Annotated in this window: 13 protein-coding genes and 1 pseudogene; 8 read left to right on the top strand and 6 right to left on the bottom strand. The window is 67.8% G+C overall.

All coding sequences use genetic code 11. The features are described 5' to 3' along the window. From U9983_RS03640 to U9983_RS03620, 5 genes are all read left to right on the top strand, one after another. On the top strand, window positions 1–645 hold a 645-nt coding region (locus U9983_RS03640), incomplete at its 5' end, for a GAF and ANTAR domain-containing protein (protein WP_322752650.1). A gap of 259 nt (window positions 646–904) precedes the next feature. Continuing rightward, complete coding sequence (locus U9983_RS03635; RefSeq protein ID WP_322752649.1) at window positions 905–1,666, top strand: GAF and ANTAR domain-containing protein; 762 nt, start codon at window positions 905–907, stop codon at window positions 1,664–1,666. 641 nt (window positions 1,667–2,307) lie between these two features. Further along, window positions 2,308–2,562, top strand: a complete 255-nt coding sequence (locus U9983_RS03630; RefSeq protein WP_322752648.1) for a hypothetical protein — start codon at window positions 2,308–2,310, stop codon at window positions 2,560–2,562. After that, on the top strand, window positions 2,526–4,064 hold the full coding sequence (locus U9983_RS03625) for a serine/threonine-protein kinase (RefSeq protein ID WP_322752647.1): 1,539 nt from the start codon (window positions 2,526–2,528) through the stop codon (window positions 4,062–4,064). Before U9983_RS03630 ends, U9983_RS03625 begins: the two co-directional genes overlap by 37 nt. Window positions 4,065–4,239: 175 nt before the next feature. Then, window positions 4,240–4,425 (top strand): hypothetical protein, encoded by a 186-nt coding sequence (locus U9983_RS03620; RefSeq protein WP_322752646.1) that lies wholly within the window; start codon window positions 4,240–4,242, stop codon window positions 4,423–4,425. A 36-nt stretch (window positions 4,426–4,461) separates the two neighbouring features. Here U9983_RS03620 and U9983_RS03615 read toward each other — a convergent pair whose 3' ends face one another. The 3 genes from U9983_RS03615 to U9983_RS27710 form a co-directional block, all read right to left on the bottom strand. Further along, window positions 4,462–4,854 carry a hypothetical protein gene (locus U9983_RS03615; protein WP_322752645.1) on the bottom strand — a complete coding sequence of 131 codons (393 nt, stop codon included), beginning with the start codon at window positions 4,852–4,854 and terminating at the stop codon, window positions 4,462–4,464. A gap of 449 nt (window positions 4,855–5,303) precedes the next feature. Beyond that, the gene (locus U9983_RS03610; protein WP_322750908.1) at window positions 5,304–5,546 is read right to left on the bottom strand and encodes a DUF4332 domain-containing protein; all 243 of its coding nucleotides are present in this window, start codon (window positions 5,544–5,546) and stop codon (window positions 5,304–5,306) included. A 16-nt stretch (window positions 5,547–5,562) separates the two neighbouring features. Next, the gene (locus tag U9983_RS27710) at window positions 5,563–5,778 is read right to left on the bottom strand and encodes an STAS domain-containing protein (protein ID WP_416210717.1); all 216 of its coding nucleotides are present in this window, start codon (window positions 5,776–5,778) and stop codon (window positions 5,563–5,565) included. Between the two features lie 864 nt (window positions 5,779–6,642). Here U9983_RS27710 and U9983_RS03600 point away from each other — a divergent pair. Then, a complete protein-coding gene (locus tag U9983_RS03600) occupies window positions 6,643–6,927 on the top strand; it encodes a GlsB/YeaQ/YmgE family stress response membrane protein (RefSeq protein WP_322750906.1) in 285 nt (94 codons plus the stop codon). 6 nt (window positions 6,928–6,933) lie between these two features. Next, a pseudogene (locus U9983_RS03595) lies at window positions 6,934–7,272 on the top strand (hypothetical protein); the annotation flags it as partial. 139 nt (window positions 7,273–7,411) lie between these two features. Here U9983_RS03595 and U9983_RS03590 read toward each other — a convergent pair. From U9983_RS03590 to U9983_RS03580, 3 genes are all read right to left on the bottom strand, one after another. Further along, window positions 7,412–8,323 carry a LysR family transcriptional regulator gene (locus U9983_RS03590; protein WP_322752643.1) on the bottom strand — a complete coding sequence of 304 codons (912 nt, stop codon included), beginning with the start codon at window positions 8,321–8,323 and terminating at the stop codon, window positions 7,412–7,414. A gap of 171 nt (window positions 8,324–8,494) precedes the next feature. Beyond that, window positions 8,495–8,968 carry a VOC family protein gene (locus U9983_RS03585; protein WP_322752642.1) on the bottom strand — a complete coding sequence of 158 codons (474 nt, stop codon included), beginning with the start codon at window positions 8,966–8,968 and terminating at the stop codon, window positions 8,495–8,497. A gap of 228 nt (window positions 8,969–9,196) precedes the next feature. Next, on the bottom strand, window positions 9,197–10,216 hold the full coding sequence (locus U9983_RS03580; RefSeq protein WP_322752641.1) for an undecaprenyl-diphosphate phosphatase: 1,020 nt from the start codon (window positions 10,214–10,216) through the stop codon (window positions 9,197–9,199). A 165-nt stretch (window positions 10,217–10,381) separates the two neighbouring features. On the opposite strand from U9983_RS03580, the gene U9983_RS03575 reads away from it, so the two are divergent. Continuing rightward, window positions 10,382–10,804 (top strand): BlaI/MecI/CopY family transcriptional regulator, encoded by a 423-nt coding sequence (locus tag U9983_RS03575; protein WP_322752640.1) that lies wholly within the window; start codon window positions 10,382–10,384, stop codon window positions 10,802–10,804. Window positions 10,805–10,828: the final 24 nt, after the last annotated feature.

Raw genomic sequence — 10,828 nt, 5'->3', positions numbered from 1 at the left:
GCGGTGAAGCGGCTGTGCGCCGGTGCCGTCTCGGTCCTGCCGGTGGACGGGGCGGCGATCTCGCTACTGACTGGCCTTGATGAGCTGGGCTCCGTTGTTGCGAGTGACGCCGCGACCGCCCGCCTCGGCGATATCCAGTTCACCATCGGGGAGGGTCCCTGCTGGGACGCCATCCGGGACGGGCGCCCGGTATTGGTCGGGGACCTGACCGGTTCGACCGGAGGTCACTGGCCGATGTTCACGGCCGCGGCCCTGGCGGCCGACGTCCGAGCAGTCTTCGCCTTCCCGCTGCAGATCGGCGCCATCAGGCTGGGGACGCTCGGCCTCGTGCGCGCCGAACCGGGCGGGCTGGGACGTGGCCCCTTGGCGGACGCTCTGGTCGTCGCCGACATCGCGACTCTGACGCTCATCAACCTGCCGGCCGATGGGGCGGCAGGCGCGGCCGACCTGCCGTCGGAGGTGTGCGCGATGTACCGGGCCGAGATTCACCAGGCGACGGGGATGGTGATGGTACAGCTCGAGGTGAGCGCGCAGGAGGCCCTGGTGCGGCTGCGTGCCCATGCATTCGCCCGCGGACAAACCGCGGACGAGGTCGCCCGCGACATCGTCGCTCGCCGGCAGCGCCTCGAAAGGGACCTGCCTTGACGGGCGGCGCGTCGGTGCCGGGTGCCTTGCCCCGAAGGCCGGCCTGCGGATCCGCGAAGTCGACCATGCCGTGGCACGGACAGCGGCCGGCCGGGCTGCCGGCCGTCCCAGCTCAGGATGTCGGATCAATGCGCCGGTCGACGACACCGCAACCGCCTATCCTGACCACAGCCCCGAGAGCGGCCTGGAAGAGGCTGCTTTGTCCGGCACCTGCCGCTTGTCACTGGTCTACGGTTCGAGTAGCGGCGATGTGTTTTCGGTGCCGACCGGTCAGGGGGTTGCGGTGGATGACGGCGATCTGGCGGCGAGCCTGGCGGGACTGTCCGGGCTACTGACGGGGCACCGGCCGTTGCGCGAGACGCTGATCCACATCGCGGAGTTTGCGGTGCAGGCGATTCCCGGGGCCGATGGCGCCGGCCTGACGATGCTGGAGGACGACCGGGCGCAGACCGTGGTGGCCAGCGCCGCGTTCGTGCATGCGGTGGATGACGTGCAATACGGGCTGGGAGAGGGGCCGTGCCTGCTGGCGGTCCAGTCACGGCGCACGCAGATGTCGGGGTCGCTGGGCGGGGAGACACGGTGGCCACGGTTCGGTCCGCGGGTCGGGCGGATGGGCGTGCACAGCGCGCTGTCGCTGCCGCTGCTACTACCCGATCAGCTGGTGGGAGCGATGAACGTGTACGCCCACGCCAAGAACGCGTTCGGGCCTGAGGCGGTGGCGATCGGCGAGCTGTTTGCGCGGCCGGCGGCGGTGTCGGTGCACAACGCCCAGGTCCTTGCTCAGTCGCAACGGCTGGCCGCCCAGCTGCGCGAGGCGCTGACCAGCCGGACAGTCATCGACCAGGCACTGGGAATCATCATGAGCCGGACGGGGGCCAGCCCCGAGGAGGCGTTCGACCGGCTGCGGGCGATGAGTCAGTCCCAGCACATCAAGGTTGTGGAGGTGTCTCGGATACTGGTGGAGGAGGCCGTGCGCCGCGCCCGCGCCCGGCAGGCAGCCGGGGGGCGGGAGGGCACCTGATCTCAAGAGAGATCAGGTAGTCGTCGGCCGATCGCCGCAGGCTCCGGCCGGCTCCCTCGACGATGCCGTGCACGTGCCCAACCGGAGTGGCACTGCGGTGTCCTTCGTACCCCTGGTGGTGGTCGACAACCGGGTGTCCCCGCTATATGGTCAAAGTAGCTAGGACATAGCCGGCTCGAGAGCGGAAACGCCGCGCACCTGCCGCGGGACCGCGAGTGTGCTGCTCACGCTCGAGCGCAATCAGTGATCGTCTGTAGGACGTCATCTGTGACGCTGCCCGGCCAGTCCGATCGCCTTCGTACCGCCATCCCCGTCGCCGTGTCCCCGCCGTTCAGGTGGGGTTCTGACCCATCCTGCCGATGATCACGATATCCGACCCGACGTCCCCACACCGACGCACCGCCTGAACCCGCGGTGAGCAGCAGAAAAGCGAACGGCGATGGTGTCGAGGTGTCGATTACCAAACGGTTCCGCCGCGGCTCTGTCATTATGGGGAAACGCGACCAAACGACGACTACTCATTCACGCGACAACGCACGCCCACGTTCACAGCCATCCATATATGCCGCCCGGATGGATTTCTTCGCCGCCGGCCGTGTATACCAGCAATGGCCGACCAACACCAATGGTAAGGGCAAATTATGGGCATCATCGCGTGGATAGTGCCGGGTATCGTCAGCGCGCTCCTCGGCAGCCGGCCGGTCAAGATCGTCTTCCACGGCCATTCCCTCAGCACATTCGTCGACATCTCCACCCGAATCACCGCGATCCCTGGTGTAGCCATGCTGCTGATCATGCGGACGGGGACCGGTGGCCGCCGTCCACGCCCGGGTATAGACGCCCAGGCCCAGGTGGCGGGGTGGGCACGGTGCGGCTCCAGCCACCGGGTGCCGTGACGACGCCCGGTGCCGACCGGCGAGTTGTCGGCGGTCGTTACCGGCTGGACAGTCCGATCGGGCGTGGCGGCGCCGGGGTCGTCTGGTGCGGTGAGGACGAGTTGCTGCAGCGACCGGTAGCGGTAAAAGAGATCATCCTCGTTCCGTTCGCCGGTACCCAGCAGGACCGGGAGGCGATCCGCTCACGGGTGCTGCGGGAGGCCCGGGCACTGGCCCGGTTGCACAGCTCGGCGATCGTGACCGTGTTCGACGTGGTCGAAGAGGCACACCGGCACTGGATCGTGATGGAGCTGGTCGATGCGGACAGCCTCGGGGATGTGATCCGCACGGATGGACCGCTGCCGCCGGCCCGGGTGGCGGCGATCGGATTGGCATTGACCGAGGCGCTGGGTGCGGCGCATGCGGCTGGGGTGCTGCACAGGGATATCAAGCCGGGCAACATTCTGCTCGCCGGGGACGGGCGGGTGCGGCTGACGGACTTCGGGATCGCGGCAATCGAGGGGGACACGACCCTGACCGCTACGGGGACGCTGATGGGGTCACCCGGGTACATCGCACCGGAGCGGGTGCGTGGATCGTCCGGATCGCCGGCGAGCGATCTGTGGGGGTTGGCGGCGACGCTGTACGCGGCGGTCGAGGGCCATCCCCCGTTCGAGGGTCCCGAAACCTACGCGGTGCTGGCGGCCGTTGTGGAGGGGCGGCGGCGGCCGTTCGAGTTGGCGGGCCCGCTGGAGTCGCTGTTGGGGGCGTTGCTGGACCGGGCGCCGGCGGACCGGCCGTCGTTGGTGGAGGTCCGGCGCAGGCTGCGCCCGATCGCGGGCACGACGAAGGCAGTCCCGGAGTTTGTGAGCGAGCGCCCCCCGGCGAGGGTGGACGTGGACGAGGTCGACGCGCTCGCTGTGGACACCGCTCCAGCGCCACTGCGCGGTGAGCCGCTGGTGACCGGGACAGCGGCGCCGGAGCGGGAGCCGGTCGGGTCGCACGATGCCGGCGGCCGGCGCGGACTACTCCTCGCGTCCGCAGCAGCCGCGGCGGTCATCGGCGCCGCACTCGCTCTGTCCGGTGTACTCACCTCCGCCGGCGACAGTCCGGCCGCGGCCGCGGCGGCCGCCGCGGCAGCGCCCGCCACGACGGCCGTTGAGCCGTTCCCGACGGTCGCGGGTGAATCGACGACCATCACCTCGACCGCAGAAGCCGTCTCCCCTGCCCCTACGCGAACGACCAACATGACAGCCAGCCAGCAGCCCGTCGCGACGGCACCGCCGCAGCCCGTCCCGACCCAGGGCGGCGACCCGACGACCGAGCCGGCCCGGCAGGTGAGCACGCCCCCGTGGCCGACGGCGTCGGGATCGAGCGTCCCGCCGGAAGGGTCAAGCTCGCCGACCTCGCCGACCTCGCCGACCTCGCCGCGGACGAGTGCGTCGCCGCCGCCGACCTCGCCCAGCTCGCCCAGGCCGACCAACTCCCACCCGAGCCCCACCGCAACGACGACCACGCGCTGAGGTGAGAACCTGAACCACTGACAGCGCTCAGCTCCATCCGAAGGCACGACCAAGACCGCGAAACTGCAAAACACCAGATAACCGCTAAGAGCGACCGGCAATAGGGACCCGGCGTCGCGGGGCCGGGGCACGCACCTCGCCGCGTTGCGATGCACACGAACCCCAGCCTCGCTCCTTGATCCACACCCCTATTGCCGGGCGCTCCAAGCGGACTGGCTGGCTGCTGCACAGCCAGGACTGCCCGGAACTGGCCCGAGTTGTCATGTTCGCCACCGCGCTGTGGCTGCCATCCCGCCTCGGCAAGCAGCGCCTCGTACCCGTGGCAGACCCCAGCCGACCCAAGCCGGTGCGCTCACGCTGATGTTTGCGGGAAAGACCGACGGGCCGACGCGGGCGACTACCTGACCCCGTCCACAAAACCCTGGACGGGCCGTTGACCATCAACGGCCTCGGCTCTGCTCGGCGTGGTCCGGGTCTCCCGATCGCGCCGGTCAGCAGAAACGATCATGTTCTCGTGCACGACTACCTCGGGCTGCGGCGGCTCCGGCCGCCAATCAAGGATGGCGTCACCCTCGAACATGACCGGCGGGGCCGTTCCGGCCTCCATTGACTCCTCGACGATGTGCCGCCGCCACCGTTCCCGGTAGAGCGTCACGCCAAAACCGATGGCGCCGACCAGCATGAAGATCAGACCGACCGTCGTAATGTCGAGCCCCGACGGGTCGGCACTCACAGCGAAGCCGAGGATGGCGCCGAGTGCGAACACCGCCAGGCTCAATCCTATACCCATGACTGTTCCTTTCTGCGTGACGCAGCGGTGGGAATCTTGATTCAGTCGGGCTTCCCCTCGCCCGGGGGTGGGGAAATCGGAGCAGATCCCCTTTGTCTCGCGCTCATCCCGGGTGCGCACCGCGGAGCTCAACCCACCTGATGGGAAGGCACATCTCGATATCTCCGCTTCGACATGCGGCAAAGGTTTGCCATCGCGATGCCGTCAACGACGGACGGAGCGCAGCCCTGTCGTCTTGTGGAGTATTCTTCCAGCGACGCATGCCGCCTCGCATCTGCGGCTTTTCAGGGTCACAGCCCGCTTCTTCTGTCAGTCCGCCCGATCCGCGCGGTGCCCAACGAGGATTTAGGCGAGGGTTTCGTGTTCCGTCCGGGCCCATGGTGGTCTTCTCCGCCAGCAGCGGATGAGGAGGGTGGACCGGATCCACCCGGCCGGCGTCCGGCGAGGTGCTATTCCTTGAAGGCCTTCGCCTCTTCAATCCAGGTCTCCATCTGGTGCTCGGAGAGTCCCACGACCGCTCCGTGACGCTTTTCGATCATCTGCTTCAGATGGGCGGCGTTGCGATGGCGCAACTCCTTGATCGAGGCGACACCGATTTCCTCGAGGATCTCCCGGTACCTGGGACCGATACCCTTGAGTTTTTCAAGATCACAATCCTGGACCTTGTGGCCACCACTGTCGGTCATGGTCATGAGACTCCCCATTCTCTTAGGCGTTCGACATTGCGGGGTGTACGTCGAGCATCGCGACCAGGCCGGCGACGACGAACGCTTGATAGACCGTGGGGTGGGCGCCGCGGACACTGATCCGTTTTCCTCGGCGCGCTGCCTGGGCGGCGGCGCCAACCAGCACATCGAGTCCCGCCGCATCGAGGAAGGACACCCCATCGAGGTCAACGACCAGGAGGGGTTGCCGAGCGTGCATTCCATTGTCAAGGGCTGCGCGGAGCGCTGGAGCGGCAAACCCGACCACGTCGCGAACGTAGACGGTCGTGACCTGATCGCGGTGTGACGTGAAGATCCGAATCCCGGCGGCGGACTGAGCACGAGAAGCGCGCCATGGGTGTGCCCCGGAGCCGCTGGGCCCTGGCACGAGCCCCGCCAGGTCCGCGGAATCATAGATAATCCTGAGGCGCTGAACGGCGTGGTTCGCTTCGATCTGGGCCAGGGTTCGGGCCCGGTCCGCATCGTCCGACTGAACCAGGAGAACGTCGAGTACGTCGCGTCGATCTTCCATCACACTCACCGGTTCCCGTCGAGTAGCTGACCGCCGGGGCACATGCGACCGCCACCGATGATTTGGATGACGGGCCCTACCTGGACCAGCGGGGAGAGGTCGATGGGGATGGCAACACGAGGCTGTTCGGAACAGGCGGACACATTCACAGCTGACGTCCCATGGACGATCTCTGGTCGTGCCCGAGCGTGCGCGAGGCGCTCACGGTCCCGCGGCAGGTGCGCGGCGTTTCCGCTCTCAGGCCGGCTATGTCCTAGCGAGTCTGACGGTACAGCGCAGACAGCCGGTTGTCGACCACCAGGAGACACATCAAGCCCGCAACCCGCAACCCACAACCCACAACCCACAACCCCGAACAGGCGACTGCGCCGCCCGCCGCCCGGATGCCCGGATGCCCGGCAATCAGTCGCAGTGATGAGCTCTGTTCGGATTGATCCTTTCCGTGTTGCCATTTCCGAGATTTCCTGGAGACGAACAGCGCGACAGCCCACGATCGCGATCTTGCGGCGACCGAACGCGGTCGTCGCTGCACCGCATTTTTAGGAGTGGGTCATGGGCATCATCGCGTGGATCGTCCTCGGCATGGTAGCCGGTGTAATCGCCAAAGTGCTGGTCCCCGGCAGGGACCGTGAAGGCATCATCATCACCACCCTGATCGGTGTCGCCGGCGCACTGCTGGGCGGCTTCCTGGCCACCAGGGTGTTCCATGTCGCCGGTATCCAGGGGTTCTTCAACCTCTCCACCTGGCTTACTGCCATCGCGGGCGCCGGCGCCCTCCTGATCGCCTACCACCTGGTCTCCGGGCAGCGCAGCAGTCGGTGGGCCGGGCACCGATAAGACCACATGCGTCATCATCACGCCCACCGACCCGCGGACCCTGCTCCTCAGACTGAAGGTGCACGCATGAACACCACCCCGGCAGGCTCAGCCCGCCCAGCGTCCCCGGACGCCGAGCGGCGTCGGTTCGCTGTGGGCCGCACCCGGATCGGCGGCTGGTGGGTCGCCCTGGTCGCAGCCGCGTTCGTCCTGCTGCTACTGCTGATCTTTGTGCTGCAGAACCTCCAGGCCGCCCGCATCTCCTTCCTGGGCGCCCAGGGAAGTCTGCCGCTGGGCATCGCACTGCTGCTTGCGGCGGTCGGCGGGATACTCATCGTCGCCATCCCCGGAACGGGACGCATCATCCAGCTACGCCGGCTCGCGACCAGCCGGCTCGCGGACGGACCAGCCGAACCCGACTCGTCCGCTCCGCCCGGCCCGTTCGTCGATCAGACGAAGCCCCCCACTCAGGCGGACGACGGGCCGGGGGGGCCCGATGCCCCGGTCAACTCGTCGGCTGCGGCGAGGCAAGCCAGCCCAGACGTTGGGACATGGCCCGAGCACAGGCGACAATGGCCTGTACATCACCGGAATCGTCGGCTGCCCGCCACAGAATCGACCACGGATAGTACGAAACCGGCTCGATCAACGGCCGCCACATGATCCCCGGCAGCGCCGAGATGCACGAGGCCGGCACGCAGTACAGGCACCGCCCCTGCGAGACCAGATCAGCCGCCGCGCGGACGCTTTCCACCGTGCCCTCATACGCGGTGGGTGTGAAGCCGGCTGATCGGCACACCTCAACCACGAACTGGTTGAACTCTGGCGCCTGCTTGTCCTCGGCGAGCAGGAGCGGCTCCTGCACGAGGGTGGCGACGGGTACGCCCGCAAGGCGTGCGAATCGGTGCCCATAGGGAACCAGGACGCCCAGCGGATCCTGACGGAACAGCACCGAGGCGACCTCCGGCGGTGCCTGGGCTGCTCTGCCGATACCCACGTCCAGCCGACCGGCGACCAGCTGTTGGTACTGCTCGGGTACCCCGGCTTCGATCTGATGGATCACCAGGCGCGGGTATCTGGCCTGAACCTCATGCAGGATCTGCGGCATCGAGTCATAGCTGGCGTCGATGATGCCGACCCGCAGCCTGGGGGCGGCTCCCACCGCACTTCGGGCGACCGTCGTGGCCCGCTCCACTTGGGCCAGGATCTGACGGGCCTCGACCAGGAAAGCCGCTCCCGCAGCGGTCAGCGCGACATGGTGGGTGCTGCGCTCCAGCAGGCGTACACCCAACTCACGTTCCAACCGCTGTATCTGCTGGCTCAACCCCGATTGCACGATGTGCTCGTGCATGGCCGCCCGGCCGAAGTTCAGTTCCTCGGCGAGCGTCACGAAGTAGCGCAGCTGGCGTAACTCCATGCCCGAAGCTCCCCGTCATCCACACGTCTCTACGGTGCGATGCTCCACGTCGCTACGGTGCGATGCTCCCAGTTTCGCAAGGTCGGAGGTCTGTGATGACGACCGAGGAACACCAGCCCGCAGGCTGGTTGACGGTGGCCGCCATCCCCCCGGCGGCCTTGCCCGCGGTACCTACGCCTGATCGGCGGCGCGCCGCAGCTCCTCAATGTCGATCTTCTTCATCGCCAGCATCGCCCGCATGGCACGCTGGGACCGCCCGGAGTCGGGATCGCCGAGCACCTCGCCCAGCGCGGTCGGAACGATCTGCCACGACAGCCCGTACCGATCCTTGAGCCAACCGCAGGAGCCCTCCTGGCCGCCGTCGGACAGCCTGCTCCAATATTCGTCGACCTCTCCCTGAGAACCGCAGCTGACCTGCAACGAGATCGCCTCGGAGAACGTGAACTCCGGCCCGCCGTTCAGAGCGACGTACTCCTGCCCGTCCAGCATGAAGGTGACGGTCATGACCGTGCCCTCTGGACGGGGTCCGTCCTGGCCATAGCGAGTGACATCAAGGATCTTCGAGTTCGGGAAAATCGACGTATAGAACTCGGCAGCCTCTTCCCCCTGGGTGTCGAACCACAGCCACGGGGTGATCTTGGACATCGCCCGATCCTTTCTCTCTGGTCGCCAACCATGTCCAGTCTGCCCGACCGTGATGCCGCTGACAGGTCGGTGACCGCCATCGCGCGGCGCTCCAGCCCCTTCGCCCGGCACGCTCCGGTCAGGAACCAAAGGATGTGAACCGGATGCTTCTCCAACAGCATCGGATTCACATCCTTTCGTAACCACCGACGGAATGCCGGCAACGGCCCTGGGCCGCACCGGCCGCCGTCAGCTGCCGATGGTGAAACGCAGGGTGGCAAGGCCCCCGACGACGAGGCAGTACACGGCGAACGGCGTGAGGGTGCGGGTCTGGAAATAGTTGGTGAGGAAACGTACGGACAGGTAGGCGGCGGTGCCGGCGACGAGCATCCCGACGATGACCTGGCCGTGGATGTGGCTGCCGGCGTCACCGGCGAGGGCCGGGAGTTTCAGGAGGCCGGCGGCGAGGATGACGGGGGTGGCGAGCAGGAAGGAGAACCGGGCGGCGTCCTCGTGGTCAAGGCCGCGCAGCAGCCCGCCGACCATGGTGATCCCGGACCGGGAGATGCCGGCGAACAGCGCGAGGGTCTGGAACAGGCCGATGACGCCGGCATCCCGGTAGGCGAGCCGGTCGAGGCTGCGGTGTTCGGCCACCACCAGGCCCTGGTGCTCGGTGACGACGTCGCCGTCATCGGTGCCCTCACCGGCGCCGGCACCGGCAGCACCGGCAGCACCGGCAGCACCGGCAGCACCGGCATCGGCGCGAGCTGTGGGTACGGGATGTGCGTGGCGGGTTTCCGCGGCGCGGCGCAGCCGTTCCCCGGCGAGCAGGATGACGCCGTTGAGGGTGAGAAACAGCGCGGCGGCCAGCGGTTTGGCGAACAGTGTCCGGAAGGTGTGTTCGAGGACGATGCCGGTGAGTCCGACGGGGACTGTACCGATGATCAGTAGCCAGGCCAGCCGCTCGTCCGAGGTGGTCACGGTCCGCGTGCGTACCGTGTTGACGAAGGCGCGAACGATGCGGGCCCAGTCGGACCGGAAGAAGATGAGCAACGCGACGGCGGTCGCGACGTGCAGCGCGACGATGAACGCCAGATAGGGCGACTTCTCGCTGGTCGAGGACGCCGATTCGGTGACGAGGTGCTTCCAGCCTCCGCCGATCACCGCGGGAACCAGCACGGAATGCCCGAGGCTGGACACCGGGAACAGTTCGGTCACGCCTTGCAACAGCCCGGTGACAATCGATTGGGTGTAGGTGAGGTCACTCACGGTTCTTCTCGTCTCCAAGCTGGTGGACATGGGCGGCCGGGTGTGCTGGACGTTGGGTGTGCTGGACGTGGCGCAGCCGTTACCGCCAGTACGTTACTACGACGTTGTCGTATGCTACGACGAGACGTCGTGGCTACGGGATGGCGGGGTTGCATGGGCGACCGAGTGGACAGTCGTCGGGCCCGCCGGGCACGAGGCGCGCTGGAAAGCGAGGTGCTGGCCGCGCTGTGGGCCAGCGACGAGCCGGTGACCCCGGCCGCCATTCAGCAGTCCCTCGGCGGCGATCTCGCCTATACGACGGTGACGACAATCCTCACCCGGTTGGCGGAGAAGGGCCTGGCGGAACGGATACCGACCGGCCGTGGCTACGCCTGGCGGGCGGTGGCCGCGCGCGAGGAGCTCGCAGCCCGGCAGATGAAGGCCCTGCTGACCCGGGGGGAGACCCCGACCGCGGTGCTGCAGCGGTTCGTCGAACAGCTCAGCCCCGCCGAAGGCGCGGTCCTGCAGGCCCTGCTCGCCGGCCAGGCAGCACCCACAACGGGTCCGCCCGGGCCCGGCCCGCCCGACGGCGGGCGAGACAGGGACTGACGGGGTGGACCAGCCTCTGCCCGG

This window comes from Protofrankia sp. Cas3 (genome assembly GCF_963555955.1).
In the GTDB taxonomy this organism is placed as follows: domain Bacteria; phylum Actinomycetota; class Actinomycetes; order Frankiales; family Frankiaceae; genus Protofrankia.
The sequence above is the reverse complement of the archived record's forward strand: the minus strand, read 5'-3'. Positions and strand labels throughout refer to the sequence as shown.

Coding starts and splice junctions, on each gene's coding strand:
- U9983_RS03615 (WP_322752645.1), bottom strand. CDS start 4,854: ATGGGTATAGGATTGAGCCTGGCGGTGTTCGCACTCGGCGCCATCCTC.
- U9983_RS27710 (WP_416210717.1), bottom strand. CDS start 5,778: ATGCACGCTCGGCAACCCCTCCTGGTCGTTGACCTCGATGGGGTGTCC.
- U9983_RS03590 (WP_322752643.1), bottom strand. CDS start 8,323: ATGGAGTTACGCCAGCTGCGCTACTTCGTGACGCTCGCCGAGGAACTG.
- U9983_RS03630 (WP_322752648.1), top strand. CDS start 2,308: ATGGGCATCATCGCGTGGATAGTGCCGGGTATCGTCAGCGCGCTCCTC.
- U9983_RS03585 (WP_322752642.1), bottom strand. CDS start 8,968: ATGTCCAAGATCACCCCGTGGCTGTGGTTCGACACCCAGGGGGAAGAG.
- U9983_RS03610 (WP_322750908.1), bottom strand. CDS start 5,546: ATGACCATGACCGACAGTGGTGGCCACAAGGTCCAGGATTGTGATCTT.
- U9983_RS03600 (WP_322750906.1), top strand. CDS start 6,643: ATGGGCATCATCGCGTGGATCGTCCTCGGCATGGTAGCCGGTGTAATC.